23 protein-coding genes are annotated in these 25,305 nt (G+C 68.4%); 11 read left to right on the top strand and 12 right to left on the bottom strand.

What is annotated here, in order from left to right; genetic code table 11:
- Window positions 1-266: 266 nt before the first annotated feature.
- From ACFU74_RS02425 to ACFU74_RS02410, 4 genes are all read right to left on the bottom strand, one after another.
- Entirely contained in the window at window positions 267-725 is a 459-nt protein-coding gene (locus tag ACFU74_RS02425; RefSeq protein WP_380750482.1) for an NUDIX domain-containing protein, read from the bottom strand.
- Window positions 726-1,163: 438 nt separating this feature from the next.
- Complete coding sequence (locus ACFU74_RS02420; RefSeq protein ID WP_380750480.1) at window positions 1,164-1,583, bottom strand: NUDIX hydrolase; 420 nt, start codon at window positions 1,581-1,583, stop codon at window positions 1,164-1,166.
- Window positions 1,576-1,749 carry a hypothetical protein gene (locus ACFU74_RS02415; RefSeq protein WP_380750477.1) on the bottom strand — a complete coding sequence of 58 codons (174 nt, stop codon included), beginning with the start codon at window positions 1,747-1,749 and terminating at the stop codon, window positions 1,576-1,578. Before ACFU74_RS02415 ends, ACFU74_RS02420 begins: the two co-directional genes overlap by 8 nt.
- Window positions 1,750-1,834: 85 nt before the next feature.
- Window positions 1,835-2,377 (bottom strand): flavoprotein, encoded by a 543-nt coding sequence (locus tag ACFU74_RS02410; protein ID WP_380750474.1) that lies wholly within the window; start codon window positions 2,375-2,377, stop codon window positions 1,835-1,837.
- A 134-nt stretch (window positions 2,378-2,511) separates the two neighbouring features.
- On the opposite strand from ACFU74_RS02410, the gene ACFU74_RS02405 reads away from it, so the two are divergent.
- Window positions 2,512-2,760 (top strand): hypothetical protein, encoded by a 249-nt coding sequence (locus ACFU74_RS02405; protein WP_380750471.1) that lies wholly within the window; start codon window positions 2,512-2,514, stop codon window positions 2,758-2,760.
- A gap of 67 nt (window positions 2,761-2,827) precedes the next feature.
- Here ACFU74_RS02405 and ACFU74_RS02400 read toward each other — a convergent pair whose 3' ends face one another.
- The 5 genes from ACFU74_RS02400 to ACFU74_RS02380 all read right to left on the bottom strand — a co-directional run bounded on the left by ACFU74_RS02400 (window position 2,828) and on the right by ACFU74_RS02380 (window position 7,251).
- Window positions 2,828-3,313 (bottom strand): NUDIX domain-containing protein, encoded by a 486-nt coding sequence (locus tag ACFU74_RS02400; protein WP_380750468.1) that lies wholly within the window; start codon window positions 3,311-3,313, stop codon window positions 2,828-2,830.
- Between the two features lie 29 nt (window positions 3,314-3,342).
- The gene (locus ACFU74_RS02395) at window positions 3,343-4,560 is read right to left on the bottom strand and encodes a helix-turn-helix domain-containing protein (RefSeq protein ID WP_380750465.1); all 1,218 of its coding nucleotides are present in this window, start codon (window positions 4,558-4,560) and stop codon (window positions 3,343-3,345) included.
- Window positions 4,561-4,923: 363 nt separating this feature from the next.
- Entirely contained in the window at window positions 4,924-6,033 is a 1,110-nt protein-coding gene (locus tag ACFU74_RS02390) for a UDP-N-acetylmuramate dehydrogenase (protein ID WP_380750462.1), read from the bottom strand.
- A 30-nt stretch (window positions 6,034-6,063) separates the two neighbouring features.
- The gene (locus ACFU74_RS02385) at window positions 6,064-6,393 is read right to left on the bottom strand and encodes a hypothetical protein (protein ID WP_380750459.1); all 330 of its coding nucleotides are present in this window, start codon (window positions 6,391-6,393) and stop codon (window positions 6,064-6,066) included.
- A gap of 126 nt (window positions 6,394-6,519) precedes the next feature.
- Window positions 6,520-7,251 (bottom strand): hypothetical protein, encoded by a 732-nt coding sequence (locus tag ACFU74_RS02380; RefSeq protein WP_380750456.1) that lies wholly within the window; start codon window positions 7,249-7,251, stop codon window positions 6,520-6,522.
- Window positions 7,252-7,736: 485 nt separating this feature from the next.
- Here ACFU74_RS02380 and ACFU74_RS02375 point away from each other — a divergent pair, with 485 nt between their 5' ends.
- The 10 genes from ACFU74_RS02375 (at window position 7,737) to ACFU74_RS02330 (ending at window position 19,255) form a co-directional block, all read left to right on the top strand.
- Window positions 7,737-8,216 (top strand): ATP-binding protein, encoded by a 480-nt coding sequence (locus ACFU74_RS02375; RefSeq protein WP_380750500.1) that lies wholly within the window; start codon window positions 7,737-7,739, stop codon window positions 8,214-8,216.
- Complete coding sequence (locus ACFU74_RS02370; RefSeq protein WP_380750453.1) at window positions 8,210-8,542, top strand: hypothetical protein; 333 nt, start codon at window positions 8,210-8,212, stop codon at window positions 8,540-8,542. The genes ACFU74_RS02375 and ACFU74_RS02370 overlap by 7 nt, the downstream gene beginning before the upstream one ends.
- 187 nt (window positions 8,543-8,729) lie before the next feature.
- Window positions 8,730-8,879 (top strand): FxLD family lanthipeptide, encoded by a 150-nt coding sequence (locus ACFU74_RS02365; RefSeq protein ID WP_084223461.1) that lies wholly within the window; start codon window positions 8,730-8,732, stop codon window positions 8,877-8,879.
- A 135-nt stretch (window positions 8,880-9,014) separates the two neighbouring features.
- Window positions 9,015-12,056 (top strand): lantibiotic dehydratase, encoded by a 3,042-nt coding sequence (locus tag ACFU74_RS02360; RefSeq protein ID WP_380750450.1) that lies wholly within the window; start codon window positions 9,015-9,017, stop codon window positions 12,054-12,056.
- Window positions 12,053-13,306: a lanthionine synthetase C family protein gene (locus tag ACFU74_RS02355; RefSeq protein ID WP_380750447.1), complete on the top strand. Its 1,254-nt coding sequence runs from the start codon at window positions 12,053-12,055 to the stop codon at window positions 13,304-13,306. Before ACFU74_RS02360 ends, ACFU74_RS02355 begins: the two co-directional genes overlap by 4 nt.
- A 33-nt stretch (window positions 13,307-13,339) precedes the next feature.
- A complete protein-coding gene (fxlM, locus tag ACFU74_RS02350; protein WP_380750444.1) occupies window positions 13,340-15,415 on the top strand; it encodes a methyltransferase, FxLD system in 2,076 nt (691 codons plus the stop codon).
- Between the two features lie 228 nt (window positions 15,416-15,643).
- Window positions 15,644-16,552: a hypothetical protein gene (locus ACFU74_RS02345; protein ID WP_380750441.1), complete on the top strand. Its 909-nt coding sequence runs from the start codon at window positions 15,644-15,646 to the stop codon at window positions 16,550-16,552.
- Window positions 16,553-17,030: 478 nt separating this feature from the next.
- Window positions 17,031-17,183 (top strand): hypothetical protein, encoded by a 153-nt coding sequence (locus ACFU74_RS02340; protein WP_380750438.1) that lies wholly within the window; start codon window positions 17,031-17,033, stop codon window positions 17,181-17,183.
- An 81-nt stretch (window positions 17,184-17,264) separates the two neighbouring features.
- A complete protein-coding gene (locus tag ACFU74_RS02335) occupies window positions 17,265-18,488 on the top strand; it encodes a JmjC domain-containing protein (RefSeq protein WP_380750435.1) in 1,224 nt (407 codons plus the stop codon).
- Window positions 18,410-19,255 carry an aldo/keto reductase gene (locus ACFU74_RS02330; protein WP_380750432.1) on the top strand — a complete coding sequence of 282 codons (846 nt, stop codon included), beginning with the start codon at window positions 18,410-18,412 and terminating at the stop codon, window positions 19,253-19,255. The genes ACFU74_RS02335 and ACFU74_RS02330 overlap by 79 nt, the downstream gene beginning before the upstream one ends.
- Here the strand turns inward: ACFU74_RS02330 and ACFU74_RS02325 are convergent.
- From ACFU74_RS02325 to ACFU74_RS02315, 3 genes are all read right to left on the bottom strand, one after another.
- On the bottom strand, window positions 19,250-20,083 hold the full coding sequence (locus ACFU74_RS02325; protein ID WP_380750429.1) for an aminoglycoside phosphotransferase: 834 nt from the start codon (window positions 20,081-20,083) through the stop codon (window positions 19,250-19,252). The genes ACFU74_RS02330 and ACFU74_RS02325 overlap by 6 nt on opposite strands.
- A gap of 279 nt (window positions 20,084-20,362) precedes the next feature.
- Complete coding sequence (locus ACFU74_RS02320) at window positions 20,363-22,003, bottom strand: protein kinase (RefSeq protein ID WP_380750426.1); 1,641 nt, start codon at window positions 22,001-22,003, stop codon at window positions 20,363-20,365.
- Window positions 22,004-22,078: 75 nt separating this feature from the next.
- Window positions 22,079-25,300 carry a type I restriction endonuclease subunit R gene (locus tag ACFU74_RS02315; RefSeq protein ID WP_380750423.1) on the bottom strand — a complete coding sequence of 1,074 codons (3,222 nt, stop codon included), beginning with the start codon at window positions 25,298-25,300 and terminating at the stop codon, window positions 22,079-22,081.
- Window positions 25,301-25,305 lie beyond the last annotated feature (5 nt).

Here is a 25,305-nt window from a genome sequence, read left to right as displayed (position 1 = left end):
CGCCTCACCGGCGAGAACACCATCTCATGGCGCGACCCGACATCCCAGATCAAGTAGCTGATTTAGGGATAAAACATCGGGATAAAACGACCTCTCAGGCGAGGCCGGCGGCTCGGCCGAGCACGTCGGCGTGGGCCCACCGACTCGTATGGGGACGGCTTCCACCCGAGGAGCTCCTGGATGAAGCTGCCCTTGCTACCGTGGCTCGCTGACAGACCATTCGGGTGGTCGTGGCACGCGAACTTCGGGCGCCCTCCGTCTCCAAGTCAGCGCTGGCGATGTTGCCTGCCCTCGTCGGACAAGCGTCCCAGGAGAGCGCCCTGGCCGGACTGGAGGATGTGTGCGGCCTCCAATGGAATCCAGAAGCACTCGAAGTGGGTGGGCTCCTGCTCACCGTCGTGGTCCTCCTGGCTCATCCACCGCTCCGGGGTGGGCTCGGTGACCTCCAGGTGGAAGACGTGCCGGTGCTGGATCTCGTCCCGGTACGGGCTGATGTCGTACTCGGTCTCGCCGAGCTTGCGCACGATCTTGAAGTCGTTGAGGCCGGTCTCCTCCCGGGCCTCCCGCACGGCGGCGGCCTCGGGGGTCTCCCCGGGGCGGATACTTCCGGCCGGGACCTGGATGCCGACCTCCTCGTAGCTGTAATCGGTGTGCCGGAACACCAGCAGCCGCCCGTTGCGCACGACGTAGACGAGCACCTTCTCCTTGGTGACCTTCTCAGGCATCGGAGCAACCTCCCTGGTCGGGAATCATCCTCTGGAGCTCACGGGACCGCGGCTCCAGTCCTGGGGCGGGCGGCCAATGAGCCGGGGCCGGAGAGCCCACGAGCCTAGCGTCGCTGAGTGACCGTCACCTCACCTTTTGCTGGGGCTCGTCACAGCAATCGGACTGTTGTGATGGGATGATCAGCCAGCCTCGGTCAAGTCCAGGATGTCGTGGAGCCGGGAGCACCCAACGGTTGTGCGGATGAGTTGTTCAAGCGCCGAGGATGCCATGGTCAGTGGGCCGAGGCGCCCGGCCACGGATGTTTCTGGAAACCCGGAGTCAGCTGTTCTCGACCCGACAGCAAACGGTGGTTCCAGAGGTACCGACGTCCGTCGTCCGCGCCATACGAGGCCGCGGAATGCCGCCACCGCACCACCCCGACTGGAATGCTGCTTCCGTCACACCGTTCCGGATCGCAACTTGGCGTCCAAATATGCCTGCACTGGTTCGAACAGGCCGTACGGCACGAACACGGCGATCCGGTCATGGGTGATCCACGCCAGTTCGGCCAGCTCCTCGGTATCCACCACCGAGGCCGTGCCGCTCACCACTTCGCAGGCGGCGTAGGACATCTGCCGTCCGGTCTTCGGGTGTACTCGCTCGCCGAGCAGCTGCACGGCCTTCACCGTCAGGCCGACCTCTTCTGCGGTCTCGCGGACAGCAGCTGCCTCCGGCGATTCCCCGGCCTCGACCTCACCTGCAGGGAACTGCCACGACAACTCACCTTCGGCAACGCGGCGCTGAACCATCAGGACGCGACTGTCCTGAACGATGATGGCAGCGGCGATGCCCGGCTTGGTGCTGGTCGGCTCAGTCATTCTGAGGCTCCTCCAGGGTGGCCAGGATGGGCGGGAAGATCGTATCGACGGGGATGAACCGAGGCACCGCATTTCTCGGAACCCACATCACGTCGGCGTTCTCGATCACGTCCTGGTTCTGGGCCTCACCGGCCAGGTACTCGGCCAGGTAGTACTGGCACCACACGCCGGTAGTTGAGTGGAGTCGCCACCGAGGTCTTCGCGTTCACAACCACGTCCACCTGCTGTCCCTCCCCGAAACCGTTGGTTGGCTACGCCTTGGTCTTCGCTTCGAGCACCGGGCGCAAAAGCTGCAGCGGGGTGCTCCAGTCATACTGGCCGCGGCCGCCGCCGGCCTTCGGCTTGTGCGGTACGTAGTCGCCGAACATCACTCCCATGGCCTTCAACCGGTCCACGTTGGCCGCGTAGGCGGGGTGGGCGGCCTGGGCCGAGTTGACGTACGGCTGCGCGGCCACGGGGATGCCCAAGCCGTAGGACTCGGTGAGGATGCCCAACAGCAGGGTGTCCGCGTGGCCGTCGGCCCACTTATTGATCGTGTTGAAGGTGGCGGGCGCGACCGCGATGGCGTCGGCCGGCGGCAGCGAGGCCGGTACGTCGGGTGTGCGCCAGGCAGAGCGGATCGGGTAGCCGGTCTGCTCCTCGATGGCGGCCTGGTCGATGAACTCCATGGCGTTCGGGGTGGCCACCACGCCGACCCGCCACCCTTCCTCCTGGGCCGCCGAGATCAGCTTGCCGACGTCGTCGGCGATGCCGGAGGCGCAGACGGCGACGTACAGGAAGGGCTGCTTGCTCAAAATCGGACTCCCAACTCGCGGCTGAACTGGCGTAGCTCTGGCAAGGTCCACCCACGACGCAGCCTGCCGCTCGGGCGAATCCGGGATGCGCCCGGTTCCGCTGTGCCGCGGGTCGGGACATTGCCTCGATCATCGTGCTTTTCGAGGTGGAGCCGGACCAGGAGATCGGACCCGATGGTGTCGAGCGGGTCGTTCTGGTACACGCCGCCGGTGCCGACCCCGACGCGCCCGAGGACCCCCTCCCGCAGACTCTCTGCGGCCTCAACACCGACGCGATGGAACACGCCCACTACTGCCCTGCTCGGCCAGGCGAACCCTGGTACCCACCCACGCTTAACGACAAGCGCTGCCGGGAGTGCCACGCCGCGCTGAAAAGCCTGTGACTCAGGCGAGGCCGGCGGCTCGGGCGAGCACGTCGGCGCGACGATCAGCAGGGCGCCACTCAGAGCACTACACGTCGTTGGTAGCCCAACGCGCGCCGTGCTCCAAGTACGAAGTCTCTACACGGGATCGAGCGTTCAGTGCAGCGTGGACGCGGCGGGCGAGGCGCGGGATAAGGAGGCTGTCGAGCTGATCCGAGCTGTGGAAGGCGTACTCGCCGATTTCCACCCCGTCCAGGATGATCTGGGCGCGCTCGTCGTCTGGGAGGATGCCGCCGTCGAAGACAAAGAGCAGCTTGTCTCCCTCGGTCGGGTGGGGTGCCCAGTCCGCGACGAGGAGTCGACCGACGGGTGGGGTGATGCCGAGCTCTTCCTTGACCTCCCGAGCCGCACCTTGGCTCGGCGTCTCACCCGGGTGCAGGTAACCGCCCGGGATCTCCCAGCCGGGCTTGTAGGTGGGCTTCACCAGGAGCACCCGCCCGGTTTCGTCGAAGAACAGCACCCCTGCGGCGGTGCGGGGTTGGGCTACGGCCTCGTTGAGTTCGGAGTCGCTCATGGCGACGACTGTAGTCGTCCGGCAACCTCCTATCCGATGATGCGGAGCCGCTGAGCCACACCCGCGAGAAGGTGGCTCGGCTTCCCCCGCTGCTGACGAACCCACATGGTCACCAGCTGCCGGGGGATGAAGTGGTAGCGCACCTGTTCGGGGCCCAGCTCCTCGGCATCCAGCACGAGAGCGAGGGCTTCGTCCATGCGGTTCTGCGCACTGTAAGCACGGGCGACTTCGAGGGTGTGGCGGACGCGGCGTTCGAGCGGCAGGGTGGACGAATCCACCCGAGGGCCTTGGTCGGCGGCGATCTGGACGTCGCCCAGCTCCATGGCCGTCGAGATGCGGTGGATTGCGACGTTGGTCGGTCCGAACGCCGTCCACATGTGGTTGGCATCATGGCCCAGACGTTGGGCCGCTTGATCAGCTTCTGCGAGGAACTCGCGGACTGTGGCGCGGTCGTCGATACGGGCTGCGGCCATGGCCCCGACGAGAAACAGCGTGCCATAGACCGAAAGGTGCGTCGGTGAAGCGTCCACGCGGCGGCCTTCCATGTAGCCGGCCGCGTCCGTGACCAGGTCCCGGGCAGCGGCGAGGCGCCCATTGGCCAGTAGACAGTGGGATACAGATCTGAAGAGCGAGCCGACGATGATGGGGTTCCCGGCCTCTTGAGCAGCGGCAAGGCCACGATCTGCGGCGATCCAGGCCAGATCCGACTCGCCTATCTTCGTCAGCACCATGGCTGCACCCTGGTAGGCCATCGCCAGCAGCGCCTGCGCCTGTAACTGTTCGTCGCCCTCGAACGTGCGGACCGCGCGTTGGGCTTCCGCCAGGATGCCGGGGATGAGTCGAGTGGCGCGGGCATACCTGGCGTCCTGGTAAGCGGACCAGGCCGTTCCGACCTCGGCCCGCAGGATCTCCAGGTCGGGTGGAGGGCCCGCCGGGTCAGGCGCCAGCAACGGAGACATGTTCCTGTAGTCCATGAGAGCTTCGCGCAGCTTCGGCACCGTGCCACCCTGCACGTCGGTCGTCCAGTCCAGGAGTGATGGTTCGGCGAGCAGGTCACCGAGCTGGACATCGAGAGCGTCAGCCAGAGCCTTGATCACAGACAGCCGGTCCAGTTCGATGCGGCCGTTCTCCACCTTGCTCAGCCAGTCGGCGGTTCGGCCGACGAGTCCGGCGAGCACCTCCTGCGACATGCCTCGCCGCCGTCGGTACCAGGCGACGCGCTCGCCGACGCTCAGCATTTCGGTCATCCCACGCATACCTCCAGCTTGGCGGGGCCCGGCGCCCTGGCCCCGGAAGAATTTTCCGGGTTCCCCTCCGTCCGTGCTCCTAGCGTTCTGACTTGCCATCAATCACCGGTAGGCAAGCAGCTGTTACGTGAGCGGAAGAGGGGTGCCAAGGCGATGACGACGCAGTCCGTAGTGGGGGCCGCCGCCGCATCTTCACCACCCCTGCTTGGGTTGACCCGGGCCATCGCCCTGGACAGTCGAGTGACCGACGCCTCTGCCCCACGGTTCCTCCCCCCGCGCGGGCTGATCCACGAAACGTGCTCGGTCTGCATTGGCTTGGCGGACCGGACCTGCTCGGCCGCCACTCGAACACGAACGGGGACCTCAGCCCGCGGCGTACGCCGCGGTGTTGGACGGCCGCTGCACCTGCATGGCTTCAACGAGTCGCGTGTACACGGGTTCGTCACCGAAGAGGTCGGGTTCTGGCGTGAGTCGCACCCCAGTCACCTTCTCAACCTCCAGGGCCAGCCTCTCAGCACCAGCCGCGAACGCGGCGGCCGTGGCGCCGTTCTCAGTGACCAGCGTGTAGTGCCTGCTGGACAGCCTGACGCCATCGGCAACCCTCTGGCCAAGAGAGAAGCCAGCCTCCTTGATCAGCCAGCTCGCGCTTACCCGGATGGAACCGTCCGGGAATTCGTTGACCGGGGCGTGCCCGGCGCGCAGGCGCTGTGCGAGATCCGCGTCGATGGCCGGGCTGAGGAAGACGCTGCCGGCCGAGCGATCATCCGGGTCTCCGGGCGTCAGCACCATGCCTTTGCTCCGTCGCACCGCGAGGACTGCGGCGGCGGCTTCAGCAAGCGGGACGCGCTGGCCCTTCGCGATGCCCAGCCGTTCGGCGACCATGCCGTAGGTAATCGGGGTGCTCAGCCGCGAGCGGTGCAGTCGGAACACCGCGCGCACCAGGGTCCAGCGGGTGGACCGCTTGAAGATGCTGGTCCGGTGCCCGAGACCGCAGGCTGCGGCGGAGAGTCGGACCAGGCGGTCGGTCTCCCAGTCCCATGCCTCGACCCTGACGAGCGTATCGGCGACTTCTTGTCCGTACGCACCGACGTTCTGCACCGGAGTGGCCCCGACCGTGCCGGGAATGCCGATGAGCGTCTCCATGCCGGTGAGGCCCTCTGCGATGGTCAGCTCCACCAAATCCTGGAGTTGGTGCCCCGCCTCGACGGTGACGAGCACGCTCTCGCCATCGGGCTCCCGATGCAGGCCAACCCCGTGAGTTGCCATGCGGAGAACCACCCCGGGGCACCCGGTGTCCGCCACCAGGACGTTGCTGCCACTACCCAGAACCAGTGGGCGGATCCCGCGCCGGCGGATTTGGTCGAACGCTGCGGATACATGGTCCAGCTCCGTCACCTCAATGAGGGACTCGGCGGCCCCACCGACCCCGAGGGTCGTCAAGGGGGCCAGGGGGACCTGGGAGCGGACGTGCACGTGATCTCCTTAGTACGGATCGAGCCGAGCCTACGCGGACAGGATGTCCTCCACCCTGCCGCAGACCTCGCGAGCCACCGAGGTGTCCCTCGCGCCGAAGCCCGTGTGCAGAACGCGAAGCCGGGCACGGGCTCGTTCCGAGTCAAGGTGCGCGCTCAGATCCATCGCGCTGTGCGCCGCCGCGGCGGCCCCCTCGACGTCCTCGCGGGCGAGCCGGGCTTCGGCGAGCGAAGCGCTGTGCAACAAGCGGTTGCGGGGCTGGTCCTGGCCGAACAACTCAAGTCCGCGCACAAGGTTCTCTTCTGCCCGGGTTGGTCTGCCGAGTTCGAGCCAGGCTCGCCCCGCATCAGCGGCGAGCACCGCCGGCGTAACCCAGTACGACCAACGCGGGTCTGTTGCTCCATCGATGGCCGATCCGAAGGCGGCAGCCTCCTCCAGTGCACGCTCGCACCCCGCTACGTCACCGAGCTTCGCGTGCGCCCTGGCCTAACGGGTGGCAAGCAGTGCTTGGACAGCTCCGCTCTCGTGGCCGGCGGCTCCCTTTCGAGCCACCTTGACCAGCCGCAGTGCGTCATCGTCGGCACCGTGCCACGCGGCCTGGTAGCTCAGACAGGAGACGATGTTCGCGCCGAGCATGCGGTCGCCGGCAGTGTGCGCGGCTCGCAGCCCGGTGAGGAAATAGCGCTGAGCGAGAGCGACGCGGTCGAGGTCGGTGGCCACCCAACCTGCGAGCTGAGCGAGTTCGGCGAACGCTTCGTGGAGGCGCACACCGGTTTGGTTGTCGTAGGCGCCGCTACGAACCAAGGTTGCGGCCCAGTGGAGGTCCTGGGCGACCCAGTCGAGGACGAGCGGGCCGCCTTGGATGTCATCGAGTCGGCGAAGTTGGGCAATGCGGTCGATCAGGACGTCCACGGCAGCGGGGCCGACTTCCAGGCCGATCGAACGCGCTTGCAGCTCCTCGTCGGGGGCCGTCAGCCAGTCGACCGCAGGCCCGATCAACGAGCGCCCGGCCACTGGCAGCAGCGCAGGTGCGCTTTGCTTGGCTGCTCCACCATCGGTCAGCAGAGTCGAGCAGTGCCGCGTACCGGTCTGAGTCCACGGCAGATCCAGGCCGTCGTCGGCGGACAGCAGGACCCCGGTGGCCGTGAACTTGGCGGGCCACAGGGCCTCCGCACCCACTGGTTCGCTGAGCCGGCTGGACAGGATCTCGGCGACCACCTGGGGCAGCCGTCCTCTCGGGCAGGATCCTCGCAGCCACCCGTACGGCGCTTTGCTGCTGATGGTGCCGGGTCCGCACAATCGGTTGATCTCCCGGGCGAGGCGTTCCGGCGACCAGTCCAGCTGCTCCAGGCACCTGCCAAGCAACGATGCCTCCACCATTGCGGTCTGCCACCCGCCTTCCCTCGCCTGGACCGCTACTCGGCCCCGTCCTTGCGCTTCAGCGTGGCACGGGCAAAGCACCGGATCCCGCTGGATCCGGAAAAGCTGACCATTCTTACCTTCTCGCAGACCACCCTGACCGTCGCTTCATCTTCTCTCAGGGCGTTTAGCGCAGTGAAGTTGATGCATCGCCAGGCGATCACAGGCGGCTCCCTCATGCCTTCGGAGTCCCGATCGGCCTGCTCACAACCAGGCATTCGGTCCGTCGGACAGTCCACTGTCCGAAACGCCATTGACTCTCACAGGAGGGCACGGTGCGCACGATGACCAGCAAGCCAGCCAAGACCGCCGATGCGCTCTCCTGGCACGAGAGCTTCCGCGCCGTACCGGACACCGTCCCCGATGTGCGCGCTCGAGTCCGTTGCGAGGTGCGCAAGTGGGGCTACTCGGACGTCGTCGTGGACGATGCCGAACTGGTTGTGGCGGAGCTGGCCAGCAACGCGGTTATCCATGGGTGCAACAGAGCTGACGGCCAGTTCGATGTCTTCCTGGCCGCCCGAGCGGACGGGTTGGAGGTCGCGGTCGGTGATCCGAGTCCGCAGCTGCCTACTCGCGTCGAGGCTGACGAGGACGACGATCACGGACGGGGCCTCATCCTGGTTCATGCGCTCAGCGTTCAGTGGAAGGCTGTTGTCGGCCCCGGCGGAGGAAAGCGAATCTGGGCACTGATCGCAGCCGAGTCGCTGCCAGGAGTCCAACACTCCGCGCAGATCGGTCCCGGGATCGAGGTGATCTCGTGCTGATCAGCGCGATGGATTCACGAGCCACCGCCGTGCAGGGTGCAAGCTTCTGGTGCAGCAGCGTGGCGGTGAGCGTGCGGAGCTTCCCGTTAGGCGCTGCCCTTGTCGAATCGGCGGACGACGCAATCTCTTGGATCCGCAGACGACTTGACGAGATCGCCGTCCAGCTGGATCCCCCCGCCGTCCGGATCGTGCGCGCGTGGCTGAGCGACCAGCAGCGGTACACCGAGGCTCTCGCCCTTCTCTCGCACGGATCTGGCTTCGCCATGGAACTGCGCCAGGACGGCGTGACGTACAGCGTCGGCGCTGATCCGTTCGTCCCGCCGTAGTCCGCGCGAGGTCATCGAAGCTACCTCGTCGGCGACTTGAAGATCTACCGCCGTCACACACCCCTGGACTAACGGCAGCTGGCCGCGACAAGCGGCACACCCGCCCCACCGTCTCCTGGTGATGCGGGGCGCACTCAGTGCCCCGGCGCCAGGCCCCTCAAAGGGAAACAGCACAGGAGGAACAGCAATGGCTCAGCAGATCCAGACGGCTCCGGCCGCGGACGAGTTCGACCTCGACGTCACGGCGATCGAGCAGAGCGACGTGGCCAGCCTGCAGGTACTCACGGATGACGGCTGCGGCAGCACGTGCGGCGCCTGCACCACCGGCGTCCACTGACCCGCCAGGTAGCACCGCAACGGTCAGCGTCGCCGGGCACTACCCGGCGACGCTCGGCCGGCCCTGTTCCATTCGTCCGAACCGGAGGTACTCGTGCGCTCTCCCGCCAGCTACCAGGCAACTGGAACGGCACTGGTGCGCGCCGTCGCCCGCCCAGACCTGGCGGTGCCGGCCTGGCCTGAGCTGACCGCCACCGGGCCAGATCACTTGCCAATGTGGACGCGATGGCTGCGCACTGTCTGGTCCGACGAGCAGCTCGCCGAGGCGCTCGGGCAGGCCAGCGCGGCTCTCGCCCGGCGGGTCGAGGCGCTGTGCTCCGCTGCCGCCCCGGACGCGCGGGACACACGGCGAGCTGTGCTGTCCACCGCCCGCTACCTGCTGCGCGCCACCGCCCGGCCGACACCGTTCGCCCTGTTCGCAGGCGTGCAGGCCGCTACGTTCGCCCCCAACTCCCAGCTTCGCTGGGGAGAGCAGCACCAAGCCCTCGCCCGCGCCGGGGCCGAGTGGCTCGCTCTAGTGATCACCCAGCTGGAGGACTGCCCGCAGTTGCTGACCCGGCTCGACGTAGTGGCCAACTCCAACGCGGCGGTGCGCGGTGATCGCCTGGTGGTCCCGCATCAGCCTGTACCGCGGCCTGACGGCACTACGGGAGCCGCCGAGGTGTCCGTACGCCACACCGACGCGGTGCGCTTCGTCGTTCGGGCCGCGCAAACCCCTGTGCGCGTCGAGGATCTGGCGGCGAAGCTTCGTGTGGAGTTCCCCGACACGGCGCCCGCCCGGATCACGGCTGCGCTCACAGAGCTGGTGGCCAGCCGAGTCCTGATCACAAGCCTGCACGCTCCGGCCACCGAGCCGGACGCTCTGGGGCACCTACTGGCCGCCTTGGAAGCGGCCGATGCCGACTCCCTCCACCAGGTCGCGGCTCTTGTCACCGGCCTCCGCACCGTCCACTCCGAACTCGCCGCCCACAACCAGGCCCCCGGCACAGAGCGGCGACGCCGTACCGCGCACACGATGAGTCAGCTGGCCGCGACCAAACGGCATCTGCTGGCCGTCGACCTGCGGTTGGACGCCGACCTGGTCCTTCCCGAGGCGGTCGCCCGGGAGGCGGCGCACGCCGCCGACCTCCTCGCGCGCCTGAGCGCCTTCCCGTACGGAGTGGCCGCATGGCGGGAGTACCACCAACGGTTCTACGAGCGTTACGGCCGGGGATCCCTGGTGCCGCTGCTCGACATGGTGGCCGACAGCGGAATCGGCTGGCCCGACGGCTATCCAGGCACCACCCAGGCCGCTGAGCAGCCCCGCTTCTCCGAACGCGACACAGTTCTCTCTGAGCTCGCCCAACGAGCCGCCCTCGAGGACAACCGCGAGGTCGAACTCGACGAAGCCCTGCTCGCATCCCTTTCGCTGGGGCCCGCCGAGCCGCGCCTGCCTGCACACTTGGAGATCGGGGCCCGGCTTCTCGCCGGCAGTCAGCAGGCGCTTCAGCGCGGTGAGTTCCGACTGGAGGTCCTATCCGTCTCCCGCGCCGCCGGCGTCTCCGTCGGCCGGTTCCTGCCGCTGCTGGAGCCCGAGCACCGTACGGCGCTGACATCCGCTCTCGCCAGCCTGCCGACCATGGACACCGAAACCGTCACCGCCCAACTGTCCTACCCCCCGCTGGATCCGGCGACCGCCCATGTCACCCGCACCGTGCCGACCGGCCAGCTTCTCGTCAGCCTCGCTGAACACCGGTTCCCTGCTCCCGGGGTCCTTTCCCCCCGCGACCTGGCGGTGGGCTGCGACGGACGCCGCATGTACCTGGCCGTCCCCGACCTGGGCGTACGGATCGAGGCTGCCGGCACGAACGCGCTCAACCTTCGCACCCACACGCCACCACTGGCCCGGCTGTTGACCGAACTCTCCCGTGCCCAGTGCGCCCAGGTGACCGCCTTCTCCTGGGGCGCCGCCCGCACCCTGCCGTTCCTGCCGCGCCTTCGGCACGGGCGCGTCATCCTCTCCCCCGCAACCTGGCGACTGACCGCCCGTGAGCTGCCCACCCCTGACGCCCCTTGGGACACCTGGCTACAGGCCCTGACCTACTGGCTTGCCCGCCGCTGCGTTCCACACCGCGTCCACCTGGTCGAGGGCGACCAGCACCTGCCGCTCTACCTCAACCACCCGGGCCACCGGGCCCTACTGCGTACCCACCTCGCGCGGAAACCGCTGGCCGTGCTGACCGAGGCGCCGCGGCCTGGTGATACCGGCTGGGCTGGGGGCCGCGCCCATGAGATCGTCGTGCCGCTGACCGCGACCCGCCCAGCCATGTGGCCGCGCCTACCCAAACCGACCCGGGCCCGCGTCCTCGCGCGGGGTCACGGCGACAACCCGGGCGCCTCCCGGGTGCTGCTCGCCAGCCTCTACGGCAACCTCGATCGCCAGGACACCATCCTCACAGGCCACTTGCCCGACCTACTTCAGCGCCTCGACTCGCCGCCGTGGTGGTTCGTGCGCTTCCGCGACCCGCACCAGCACCTTCGCCTGCGGATCGCGCTGGACGATCCGGCCGACTTCGGTGACGCCGCCCAGATGGTTAGCACGTGGGCTGCCGAGCTGCGCCAGGCCGGCCTGCTGGCCGAAGTCCGCTATCCCGCCTCGTTCCCTGAGACTGGCCGCTGGGGCGACGGACCCGCCTGGGACGCGGCCGAAGAGGTGTTCCGCGCCGACTCCCGTGCCCTGCTCGCCCACCTGTCCCAGCCCCGCCGGCCCGAGCGAACCGCGCTGCTGGCCGCGCACGCGGTGGCCATCACCTGCGCGTTCAGCGGCGGGATGCACTCTGGCCTGCGCTGGCTCGTCGCCAATGTCCCCGCCAAGGCTCCGGCACCGATCCCACGTCCCCTCTTTGCCCAGGCCGTGCGCCTCGCCGACCCGGCCGACAACTGGGCGTCCCTACGTGCCGAGCCCACCGGCGCGGCCATCGTCGACGCCTGGGGCGAACGGGACCGGGCACTGGCCGCCTACCGCCGCCACTTCCCCGGGCCCCACACCCGGAGTGTGGACGTGGACGACGTGCTCGGCTCCCTGCTGCACGTCTCCTATGTCCGCGCACACCGGATCGACTTCGACGATGAGGCCCACGTCCTCTACCTGGCCAGGGCCGTCGCCCTCGCCCGGCTCGCCAAGGACGGTGCACGATGACGCACCGCGCGTTGGAGATGGCCGGTGTGATCGCCGACCGCCTCGCCGACCCCGGCAACCTGCCTGCCCTCTGGACGACCCGCCCGCGGTGGCGCCAGTCGTTGGCCCACGGCGCTCCGGGCATCGCGCTGCTCCACATCGAGCGGGCCGCCGCCGGCCTCGGTACCTGGCAACGCGCTCACGACTGGCTGCGGTTCACCACGAGCGCGCCGATCACCGGCGGCCCGGACAGCTATCTGCACTACGGTGCACCGGCCGTCGCCCACGCCCTCACCAGTGCTGCCCGTGCCCGCCCCGGCACCTACACGCGCGCCCTGGCCGGCCTCGATCAGATCGTCGCGGCCGACGCGACGCGTCGCGTCGCGGCCGCCCACGCGCGCATCGATCGCGGCGACCGCAGTGCGCTGGCCGAGTTCGACGCCATCCGGGGCTTGGCCGGCCTCGGTGCCCACCTGCTGCGCCGCGATCCTGACAGCCCCGAGCTTCGCAAAGTCCTCACCTATCTGGTCCGCCTGACCGAGCCGCTCGAGCGTGACGGCGCCCTGCTGCCCGGCTGGTGGGCAGCGAGCGGGCCATCCGGCCGCGCGGATGACCGGTTCGCCGGTGGTCACGCCAACAATGGGGTAGCGCACGGGATCGGCGGCCCACTCGCCCTGCTCGCCCTCGCTCTGATGCACGGGGTGAAGGTCGACGGGCAACTGGAGGCGATCGACCGTGTCCTGTGCTGGCTGGACCGGTGGCGGGCGGGCGCGAGGTGGCCGTACTGGGTCATCCGCGACGAGCTCGACTCCGGCCGAGCCGCGGTGCCGAACGCGCAACGGCCGAGCTGGTGCTACGGCAGCGCTGGACTCGCCCGCGCCCAACAGCTCGCAGCCCACGCGGTCGGCGACCCTGACCGCCAGCGCGACACGGAAGCCGCCCTCATCAAGGCTCTTTCGGACCCGGCGGCGCTCGCGGCGACGACGGACATCTCGCTGTGCCACGGATACGCCGGCCTCGCGCACATCGCCCACCGCGCGGCAGCTGACGCCATGCCATCGACGGCCTCGCAGCTTCGAACCGTCGCCTTGACCCTGTTGGACGCCGTGATCGCGGTCGGCGCTGATCCAGTCCAACAGACGACCTCCGTGCTGGACACAGCCGGTCCGGCCTTCCTCGAAGGCGCCGCCGGCACCGCGCTCGCCGTGATCACGCCCGCAACCGGCACGGCCCCGCTCTCCGGCTGGGACGCCTGCCTGCTCATCGCCTGACCGCTGACCGACCCGATATGAGGATGCCCCTTGATGAACCGTTGGATCCAGCACGAGATTCGGTTTCGTGACGGCCAGAGCGCCGAGCACGCCGCCGCCCACCGCCTGGCTCCGGCGCTGACCGCCGCAAAGAGTGACATTTCGCTGGACGGCTGGTGGTACATGCGCAAGAACCCGTTCAAGCTGCGGTATCGCGCCGAAGTTCCGGTGCCCTCCATCACCGGACTCCTTGACAGCCTCACCGCCGAAGGCCTGATCACTGGGTGGACAAACGGCATCTACGAACCGGAGACCGCCGCGTTCGGCGGCGAGCGCGGCATGGAGGTCGCCCACGAGCTGTTCCACCACGACAGCCGCTACCTCCTCGCCCGCGCCGCCCCCGCCGGCGCACCGACTCTCGGCCGACGCGAGACCACCGTTCTGCTCACCGGCGTGATGCTTCGCGCCGCCGGCCTCGACTGGTACGAGCAAGGCGCCGTATGGGACCTGTTCGCCAAACTCCGCCCCGAACCCGCCGCCGCCGACCCCGAACGGGAGGCCGTTTGGACCCGGGCGATGCTGCGGCTGATGACCGTCGACACGCGGCGACTGACCAGCTCAGCCGGTCCGCTCCAAGGACAGGACGAGTGGGTCAGCGCCTTCGAGAGCGCCGGCCAGTCCCTGGCGCAGCTCGCCCGCCACGACAGCCCCACCCGGGGACTGCGGGCCATTCTGGCCCACCACCTGCTCTTCCACGCCAACCGCGCCGGGATCTCCACCGCGGACCAATCCTCCATGGCCGCACTGGCGTTGGAAGCCGTCTTCCACTCCGGCGGGGACCTCGTGTCCTCGCAGCCCACCATCCGCTCAACCATTAGGGTCGCCCAAGTGACTACTCTCAGCGATGACCAGTCCCAGTCCTCCGAGCAGCTCCGCACCGCGCTGACCACCCGCCTGCGCGATCAGAAGGTGATCACCACCGACGCCGTCGAGAACGCCTTCCGCACCGTGCCCCGCGAGCACTTCCTGCCCGGCTTCCCGCTGGAGACTGCCTACGCCGACAACCCCACCTACACCAAGACCGACGGCTCCGGCACCCAGATCTCCGCCGCCTCCCAGCCGTGGATCGTTGCCCTGATGCTCGAGCAGCTCGCCGCCAAGCCCGGTGAGCGCGTCTTCGAGTCCGGCGCGGGCACCGGCGTCAACGCCGCCTACCTGGGCACCATGGTCGGCCCCGACGGCCGGGTCGTAACGGTGGACGTGGACGACGACCTCGTCGACGGCGCCCGCAAGCACCTCGTGGACGCGGGCATCACCAACGTCGAGGTCGTCCTCGGCGACGGCGCCCTCGGCCATGAGGCCGGCGCCCCCTACGACAAGGTCATGGCCACCGTCAGCACCGCCGAGATGCCGACCGCCTGGCTCCAGCAGGTCAAGCCGACCGGTCGGATCGTGGTGCCACTGCGGCTGCGCGGCACCGCCAGCCGCTCCATCGCCTTGGAGCGTGGCGAGAGCGGGTGGGTATCGGTCGACAGCCAGCTCGCGGTGTTCATGCCGCTGCGCGGCAGCATGGACGACGCGCGCCGCACCCTCGCCCTCACCGAGCAGGACGACGTGACGCTGCAGGTCCACAAGGACCAGGTCGACGCGGTCGACGGCGCCGGCCTGCTCGGTGTCCTCGACTCCGAACGCCACGAGCGATGGACCGGCGTGAACATCCCCGCCGGAACGACCTACGAGTACATGGACCTGTGGCTGGCCTGCTCGCTGCCCAACTCCCTGATGCGCATGAGCGTCGGCGACGGTGCCCAGGAGCGCGGGGTCTCCCGCATGTTCGGGTGGGGCTCCATGGCGGCCGTGGACGGCGCATCCCTCGCCTACCTCACCATCCGCCCCGCCGAGCCCGGCGAGGACGGCTGCAAGGCGTACGAGACCGGCGTCATCGGCCACGGCCCCAACGGCGCGGCACTCGCCGACCTGGTCTCGCAGGAGATCCGCACCTGGGACACCGGCTTCCGCGACCGCTCCGTCCGCTTCGAACTCCCCGACACCCCGACCGCCGCCGACCCGGCCGCCGGCCGCTTCGTCCTGGAACGCCCCCACCACCCCATCACCGTCAGCTGGGAGTGACCTCGTGCACCCGACCGGGCCGATAGCCCAGCGGTTCCCGCTGGTCGCCCGGATCCGGCCCGCGTGCCTGCCCCTTGAGGCCCGCCTCGGCAGGACGACCCGGGCCTGGCATCCACCGTCTTCAACCAGGCCGCCCTGCTTGCCTCCGACCTCGCGCTACCCGGCCTCGCCCGCGAACTGTGCCACCGGCACGCCGATCTGTACCTGCGGCTCGGCCCACTGCCAGCGATGAGCGCGATCCGCGGCCTGGAACCGATCGTCAACCTCGCCCGCCTGCACATCAGGGCCGGACGCGGAAGCGAGGGTCACCAGCTGCTCCTCTCCCTGTATGACGCCATCGCCACCGGCACCAGCACTGTCCTCGACGGCGTCACCGTGCCTGCCCGCCTCACCGAGACCGACGCCCAACGTGCCGAGGTGCGCGCATGGCTGTGGCGGGTCATGCTCGCCGACGGCACCCGGGCCCTCACCTGCTCCGGCCGCTGGGAGGAAGCCCTCCGACACCTCAACAACTACCGCGGTGTGGGCAACCGGATCCTCGACGGCCGCCAGGTCGCCGTTCTCGCCCGCGCCACCACCGGCGACCTTGACGGCGCTCTCGCCCTCCTCGCGGACACCGAGCCGGGCGACCCCTGGGAGAACGCGGTCACCTCCGTCCTCACCGCCCTGTGCACACCCGGCGGCCGACAGGAAGCCGCCGCCGCACTCGACCACTGCCAAGGTCTGGAGACCGGCCCCGGCCTCGCGGTGTTCACCACCCGGCTGATACTGACCGCCATCGACGCGGCGGGCGGGACCACCAGCGAGGCCGCCCGGAGCCTCGCACAGTCCCTGATCATCCATTCGAGCGAATCGGACGACGGATACGCGGCCCGCGACCTCCTCGCCCACTCCGCCTACAACGACCTGCTGACCCGGGCCGAGGCCAGCTCCCTCCGCGCGGTGGTTAGGGCATGCGCACTGGGCGCCGGCCATCTCTCAGCCGTCGGCCGGGCCCAGTTGGAGGAAGCCCTCGCAGAGGCTGCCAGGGTGCTCGAAGAGGCCCCGGTCGACCGGAGCGCGCCTGGACCCGACCCCCTTGAGCGAACCATTCGACGGCCCTTCGAAGTGACCCAGCCATCCGTCACCTCCGGATGAGCCCAGCCAACGACCGCAGGGACGACTAGTTCGGCCCGCGTGGACGAGCAACGTCCGACCCGCCCGGCCACGTAGGACGTCACACCACCCCGACGGGCGCCGTGAGCCGCCAGGAGCAGACCGCAGGCACGCTGGCGAGACGTCTCCTTCCGCAGGGCCTCCAGCCTCCTCGGCCCCACCATCACGGTGGAGACCACGCCTGGACCGCCTCAGAGTCTTCCTCCCGGGTCCGTCTCACCGACGGGTCGGACCCTGGAGGGTTCCACGCAGCCAAGCGGAAGGAGGAAGTTCGAAGCCGGAAAGGCCCTCTATTCGGATCGGCCCTGCGGCTGCAAGCTGATGCGCCTGCGCTCTCCGGACCTGAACGACCTCCCCAGCGGACGAGTTCACGGACCAGAGCGCGCGGGAGAAGCGCTTCTTCGAACCACCCGGCCGGCAACAGCCGCCCGGTGCCGTTCCACGACAAGGAGTGATCCACGTGAGCACCAACGACGACCTGCTGATCGGCGTCGAGAGCCTCATCACCGTGCAGGACCGGTTCTCGGCCGAGGCCGCCGAGTCCGACCCCACCGGCACGTCGGCGGGCGACGACGGCGACAACCGCGACGGGCTGAACCTGCCGCAGGAGTAGCCGGCACGTGCACCACGGGGCCCCGCGCGCCGTTGCGGGGCCCCACTCCTCAGCCCTCAATTCAGTCAACGGAAGGTACGCATGGATCACCGGTTCGTGAACGCGATAGAGAAGGCCCTCGGCTGGGACGGCCCCGCCGTCCTCGGAAGCCGGTTCGCCAGGGGGAACATCGCCGACCTGGACATGCTGGACCAGCTTCTGAATCCGAAGAAGCTGCTCGACCTGGTAATGCGCCGCAGCCTCAGCGCCCCACAGTTCCGCATGTTCCAGGGCGGTTCAGAGCTCCACCCCAGCCGATACATCCAGCCCTCGGTGACCCGGCGCGGGCAGGCTATCCCGATCGCCGACATGCGGCGCGTGGGTGAGCTCCTCCGCTCCGGTGCGACCCTCGTCCTGGACGAAGTGGACTTCTTCGACCCGGCGATGGAAGCGACCTGCCGCGCCCTTCAGTGGTGGTGCCACGAACTCGTCCAGGTCAACGCTTACCTGACGACGCAGGATGCGTCCGGATTCAACCTGCATTGGGACGACCATGACGTGATCATCGTCCAGCTCGCAGGTGAGAAGTCCTGGGAGGTTCGCGGGGCTTCCAGGACAGCACCTATGTATCGGGACGCGGCCCCGAACTCCGAGCCCAGCGAGCAGAGCGTGTGGGCGGGCACAATGATGCCCGGCGACGTCATGCACATCCCCCGCGGATACTGGCACCAGGCCACTCGGAACGACTACGGCGAGGGCTACAGCCTCCATGTGACGTTCGGCATCGTGAAGCGCACCGGCGTCAACTGGCTGACGTGGCTGGCCGACCAGTCCCGCACCCTCGAAGAGTTCCGCTTTGACCTCGACCGGTGGTCCAGCCCCGAGCAGTGGACGGCGCAGCAGAGCCGCCTCGCGCAGGTCGTGGCCGAGAAGGCTGCCACGCTGACCCCCGAGGACTTCCTGGCATTCCGCGAGCGCGAGCGCCCCAGCGCCCGCCACGTCCCCGCCGTCGGCGTCTTCGGCAAGCCCGAAGCGATCGTGTGCATCACCGACTTCCCGCCGATCGTCAAGCCGACCGGCGACACCGTGGAAGTCGTCGCCGCCGGCAAGAAAATCACGCTTGCCGCAAAGGCGCTGCCCGCGCTGCACCTCATGTTGAGCGGTCGCCCGGTGAACCTCGCGCAGGCCGCCGCCAACACCGGTGTCGACACCGAACGCCTGGCCGAAATTCTCGTCGAGGAGGAACTGTGCACCGAGCTGACCCCGGAGTTGTCCTCGGCCTTTACCGGTCTGGTCACGACCGACAGCTCCTCGAAGAGGCGCTGAGCCTCGGTGTCCGAGCTATCGACACCGCAGCCAATTACCGCGACTTCACCTCGCACCGTACTCTCGCGCGCCTGGCCGCCGACCTGCTACCGGAGTTCACGATCTCGACCAAGGTCGGGTTCCACCGTTCCGGCCACTCGCTGAACCCGGCCGCGCTGCACGAGTCGGTGGAGCGCTCTGTCACCGACCTCGGGCGGGCCCCAGACGTCGTACTCCTCCACAACCCGGAACACACCCTCGCCCGCCTCTCCCACGACGAAGGTCGGGAGCTCCTGGCCGCAGCGTGCGAAGCTCTGGAGGACGCCACGAAAGCGGGCCTCTGCAAGCAGTGGGGGTTCTCCATCTGGAACCCCCACCCACTCCTGCCGCTCATCAACCCCACCGCGCCGACCCCCAAAGTCCTGATGACTCGTGCCGGCCTGCTGGTAGATGCCGACACCCTCGCGGCCGTCGAAACACTGTCGGCCGTTCTGGCCATCGCCCCCAGCGACCGCTGGGGCATGGCACCGTTCGGCGGCGACACCACCTTGGAGGTCTGGAGGGCCTTCGACACCCGGACGTTCCTCAGCGAAGGCGACGAGTGCACCACCGTGCAGGCGGCTTTCCGCGTGTCCTACGAGATCCCCAAGGTAGCCAGGATCGCCGTGGGCACCAGCTCTCCTTCCCACCTGCGAGCCCTCGTCGAGGCCACAACACTGGGCGTCGACCTCGCAGTGGTCAGCCGGTACCGGGCGCTGTTGAACGAACAGGCTGCAGCACGTTCATGAGGACAGCTCAGCGACCAATCGGCCCGACGCCTCCTGAGCGGGCTCCGTGAACGGCATCGTCTTGCCGCTCCGCGCGTGTGCCCGGAGGACGTTCGCGCAGAACAGAAGCTGCGCCACTTTCCCAGAACGGGACTGAAGGTCCTCCGCGAACTCCCGTTGGACGCGGCCGGCAACCTCGGGCACTCCCAGAGAGAATCCCCAGAGCGTCGCCGCGTCCAACCCGCGCGGCCCCCGACCCCAGTCCTCCCAGTCCAACAGGCACAGCTCCGGGGCGGTGACGTTGCCCCAATGAAGATCCCCATGGGCGGTGGTCCACTCACCGATAGCGGTGTTCACCGTCTCCCCGAACACCTCAGCGATACGCCGGCTTAGGTGGTCCTGCGACATGCAGACGCGCTCCGTGCGGTGTCCGGCGAGCGCGCCAAGCGAGCTAGCCAAGTCCTTCCACCAGGCGTCCGCGAGCCCTGGGTCGTCGGTGATGCTGCCGGAGGCGCTGATGATCGGGGCAGTGATGAGTGTCATCTCCTCCGCCCGCCAGACCACGCCGCGCTCGCGGTCCTGCCAGCGAAACGCCCGCATCAACTCCGGCTTGGCCACACTCGTCAGCACCGACGCGCATTCGGTACCTGTCCAGGACTGCCCATGAATCTCGTCCGCCGACCGCCACTGCAGCCGAAGCCACGTGCCCTGATCGGTACGAAAGCCGGCTGTCCCGCCATGGTTGCCATAGACACCCGACGACCGTTCCAGACTGAGCTCGAGGGTCCGCTCCACCAGATCGAGTACGTCGTCATGCGGGTGCTGCCGAAGGTCCGTCATCGAGCCCACGAAGTCTCCTCACAGAGCGAATTGGGACTACTACGGTACGGTCAAAACCGTGATCCTCATGCCGCCGTGGTCCTTGAGCGGGGGTGCGCTCGATTAACGGTGCGGTGTCCGGCACGCTTTGTAGAGCACGGGTTCCTGCAGTCCTCGGCTGCGGCAGCTACCTCGCCGCCGAAGCCACCCGAGCATGACTGCGCCAGAAGGTCGAGGGCCGGGCCGCGAGCTTCAGCACCGACCTGCCGACTATGCCGCGACATGGCTCAAGGTCCGCCTTCCAGGCGGTCAGCCTAGGTCTTGATGCAGGCGACGGATATATGCGTCGATCTGTGCGAGTCCGGGCCAGTCCTCTCCCCGGAGACTGGAGGTCTCCGACCGGAGCTGCTCGCCGATGGCTAGCGCCCTAGGGAGCCGCTCCGTCGCGGCGTACAGGCTCATCAGCCGGGCAAGGGTATCCAGGTGGCGGTTGACGGCGTCCTCGTCGTCGGAAGCGGGCGTGGTCTCCGCGACGTATTCGAAGGCCCGGATGGCGGCGCTCGCTTCACCAAGTTCCATCCGGCACTGGGCCGCGTAGTACCAGCACAGCTGTGCTTGCTCGTCGTCGCTGCCATAGCGGTTGGTGTATTCGTGGGCGAGGGGCTCGAACAGGGCGAGGGCCTCGCGGTGACTTCCGGCCAGGAACTTCACTTGGGCGAGGCTGAACTGCATGCCTTCCCTGAGTTCTGGATCCGTGGCCCTCGCGATGGCCTCATCCAGAGCGTCGCCAGCCTGGGTGAACTGGCCCTCCTGAGCTAGCCGAGCTGCACGGTCCGAGATCGCGTCCGCCTCCTTCTCGGTCAAGGCTGCGGTACCTGCCTGCGCCGCTCCGGCAGGGACTACGAGTGGCGAGGGAACCACCACGGTGGGCGTGTAGGAGGCGGCGACGCCGACACTGCGCGCCCGACCACCGAAGGGGCGCAGGAACGGCAGTCGGGGGTCGAGGACACCGTCGCCCGTCGCAGCGAGGGTTTCGGCGTTGACATGAACGAGAGGCAGGAGAGCGTCATAAACCTCCATCGCGCCCATGCGCTGCTCGGATTCCTTGGTGAGCATCGCCAAGAGCAGCTTCTCGATGTCGGCCGGTACATCCGGACGCAGGGATCGGATGGGAGGTGGCGGGGTGTGGACGTGGTGCCACATGTGGGAGCGGCTGTCGTCGGGGGTGAAGGGCGGCTTCCCGGTGAGGAGTTCGTGGAGTACGCAGGCGAGCGCGTAGACATCGGCGGCTGGGCCTACGGCGTTGGCCAGGCTCTGCTCAGGTGACATGTAGGGCGGGGTTCCCACGGTCATGCCGACCTGGGTGAGCCGGGGCAGGGTGCCGACTCCCCGCAGGGCCGCGACGCCGAAGTCGAGGACCTTGACCACCCCTCCAGGAGTGATCATCAGGTTGGAGGGCTTAATGTCGCGGTGGACGACGTCGTGGTGGTGCACGGTGTCGAGGACGGAGGCGATCTGGGCACCGACGGCCGCAGCCCAGGAGACGGGGACCGTCTCGCATTCGTAGTCGGTTTCGTCGATGAAGGTCTGCAGCTCTCGCCCCTGCAGAAGCTGCATGACCACGAACAGGCGTCCGCTAGCCTCATCAGTGCCTGTGTCGTAGACAGCGGGAACACCGAGGTGTTCGATGCCGGCGGTGATCTGGACCTCACGCAGGAAGCGGGCTCGGCGGGTCTGCAGGGTTTCCTCGAAGGCCGCGCCCTGAAATCCGGGCGGAACCGGGCTTTCGGCCAGCATCATCTTCACGGCTACCCGGCGGTCCAGGCGTTCGTCGTATGCCTGCCAGACCTCGCCCATGCCGCCCGCACCGATGGGAGTATGCAGCCGGTACCGGCCCGCGATGACGCGGGCCGGTTCTCCGGGCTCGGAGGGCAGCGTGCCGTGCACCATGCGCGGTGCCTCTCTGCATGGGCGGAGCGTAACCACCCCGCCGGGCCTGTTACGTGACGTACTGTCGGGCAAAGGTTATGCGGTCGGTGGCTCCGCGCGACGGCTTCCCGTGGACTTCAGTTCGGCGGCCCGCTGTTCGGTGGCCCGGCGCTCGGCTTCGCGCCGGACCGGGCGACGGATGAGCTGGTAAGCCTGCTGGGTCGCGACCTGCTTGAACAGGCGGTTGACGTTGGCGTCGTCGAAGTAGCGGACCATGAGCGCGTCGTTGGAGGCCGCTTGGTCGATGACGATCCGGTCGAGGTCCTTCTCGAGTTCCCCGCCGAAGACGTCTTGGTCCTGGTGCAGCGCGATGGCCCGCAGTTCGGGGTCTTCGCTGACGGCGACCACCAGCTGGCCGAGAAGGATCTGGTCGGTGGTGGACAGCCCGGTTCCGTATTCCTCGTTGACGGACTGGATTACCTCGGCCAGCGACATCTCCTCCGCCGCGGCCACTGCTCCGCCGGCTTCGGGCACCAAGCCCGGCAGGAGCTGTGCGCCGGCTGCCTCCAGGCGCAGTTCGGGGGTTCCGGTCTGCGTGATGCGCATGTGGCTCGGGACTGCGGCGCCGATGTCCGCGCCGGCGCTGCGCACGGGTGCGGGCAGGCGGCGCAGCAGGAAGCGTCCGTACTGGTAGAGCCTTTCCAGCTCCAGGTTCTCGAAGCCGATGACGTGGGAGAGCCAGCCGTACGCCTTGGTGTAGGACTCCAGTGCGCGGCGGAATTCGGCCGCGGTGTCGGGTTCGGTGGCGTTGAGGGCGTTGAAGCGGTCCAGGGCCGGCTGGAGGTAGCCGTAGAGCCGGGCGTGGGCCTTCATGATGGCCGTGTCGGTCGCCGTTCCGCCTTGGAAGGCGGCGAAGTACGCCGTGACGAACGCGTCCATCTCGGCTTGCACCAGGAGCTGGTAGGCCATGACCTCGCGTTCGCGGTCGAACAGCAGGTTGGGGTCGGTGGGCTCGCTGATCGAGGCCTCGTAGTACTGCTGGAACGCCTGTTTGATGTCCTCGGGGCGGTTGGCGAAGTCGAGGATGAACAGGTCCTCGGTGGTCTTGAGGGGGTGGGTGCGGTTGAGTCGGGACAGCGTCTGTACTGCGGCCAGCTTCACCAGGATCTTGTCCACGTACATGGTGGTCAGCAGCGGCTGGTCGAAGCCGGTCTGGTACTTCTCGGCGACGACGAGGATCCGGTGTTCGGGCTTGGGGACGGAGGGCGGGTTCGGGTCGTCAGCGCGGGTGTAGCCGAAGCGGGTGGGCAGTTCACGTTCGGGGAAGCCGTTGAGCTTGGGTTCGGTGTACTCGATCCCGTCGAGGGTGAGTGCCCCGGAGAACGCTACGAGGGTGCCGCAGTCGGTGAAGCCGCGCTGGTCGATGTAGGTACGCATGGCCTGGTAGAGCCGCACGGCGTGCTCACGGCTGGAGGTGACCACCATCGCTTTGGCCCGGCCACCGAGGCGCGGGCTGGAGTGTGAGCGGAAGTGGTCAACGATGATCTTCGCGCGGGAAGCCATCGACGCTTCCGACATCAGCGCGGCCCGCACCAGCTTGGAACGGGCCTTTCGCGGATCCACCTGCTGCTCGGCCTCGTCGGCGGCGGCCTCCTGGAGCTTGAAGTAGGTGGCATAGGTGATGTAGTTGCCGAGCACGTCGAGGATGAAGCCCTCTTCGATGGCCTGCCGCATCGAGTAGACGTGGAACGGTCCCTTCTCCTGCTCCCCCGAGCCGGCGTTGGGGTAAGGGGTGCCGAACAGGTCGATCGTCTTCGCCTTGGGAGTGGCGGTGAACGCGAAGAAGGACAGGTTCGGCTGCTTCCCACGGGCCAGGGCCGCAGCCGTCAACGGGTCGCCGTCTTCGTCAACCGCGTCCGAGCCAAGACGACCCAGCGCCTTCTTTAGTGCCGCTGCGCTCTCCCCGCCCTGCGAGGAGTGCGCCTCGTCGATGATCACCGCATAGCGCTGTCCACCCAGCCCCGCGACCTTATCCAGGACGAAGGGGAACTTCTGCACCGTGGTGATCACGATCCGGGCTGTCGGCCCGGTCAGCGCGTCCGCGAGCTGCTGGGAGTTCTCGTCGATCCGTACGACCACGCCGGCCTTGTGGTCGAACTGGTAGATGGTGTCCTGAAGCTGCTTGTCCAGGACGCGGCGGTCAGTGATGACGATGACCTTGTCGAAGACCAGCTTGTTCGCCCCCAGGCCCGAGGCGAGTGCCGCGGGTGTGAGCAGGCTGGCATCGTGAGAGGTGTGCAGGCTGGACAGGTGGTGCGCCAGCCAGGCAATGGTGTTGGACTTCCCCGAACCGGCGGAGTGCTGGATCAGGTAGTTCTCCCCCGCGCCGTGGCGGGCCGCGTGCGCGATGAGCTTGCGCACCGCGTCCCACTGGTGGAATCTCGGGAAGACCAACGGCTGCGTATGCGCGCTGCCCGGCTTGTGCGAAGGTGCCCGGCCAGCCTTCGCTGCGGCGTCCTCCACGTGCAGGAACCGCTGCAGCAGTTCCAGCCAATTGTCCCGCGCCCACACCGCGTCGAAGAGGTAGGAGGTGGGGTACGACCCATCGGTAGCCGCCGGGACGTTGCCCGCGCCGCCGATCTGACCGGGGCCACCGGAGCCAGTGTTGAAGGGGAGGAAGCGGGTCGCGTCTCCGGCCAGCCGGGTCGTCAGAAACGCCAGCGTCGGATCTACCGCGAAGTGGACCAGGCTCCGCTTCGCGAAGAACAACTCCTTCGGGTCTCGGTCCCGCCGGTACTGCCGCTTGGCCTCCTCGACCGTCTGGCCGGTCAGCCCGTTCTTCAACTCCACTGAGGCAACCGGCAGTCCGTTAAGGAAGAACGCCATGTCGAGGCTGTCGGACGGGCGCGCGGCCGAGTAGTGGAACTGGCGCACAAAGGTGAGCCGGTTGGCGTTGTACTCGTCCAAGGCATCAGCAGCCAGAGTATGCGCGGGACGGAAGTACGCGAGCTGGATCTTCACGTTCCGGTCGTTCACCCCCCGCCGCAGCACGTCCAGCAGCCCGCGCGAATCAATCTCCCGCGCCACCCGCTTCGCGAACCTACCGATGGCCTGCTCCTCCTCCTCGCCGTAGGCGGCCTGGAGCGCCAGCCACGCGTCGTTCTGTGACGCCCCAAGGAACACGGCAAGCTCGGAGGTGTCGATACCGAGCGCGTGGTCGTATGTATTAGCGAGCCCGCGCTGCCAACCGCCGCGCAACAGCGCTGCCTCGACGGCGTTCTCGAAGGCCTTCTCGGTGTACACGCGGGCGTCGTTCATCTGAA

It is taken from the genome of Kitasatospora sp. NPDC057500, from assembly GCF_042802195.1.
In the GTDB taxonomy this organism is placed as follows: Bacteria; Actinomycetota; Actinomycetes; order Streptomycetales; family Streptomycetaceae; genus Kitasatospora.
The sequence above is the reverse complement of the archived record's forward strand: the minus strand, read 5'-3'. Positions and strand labels throughout refer to the sequence as shown.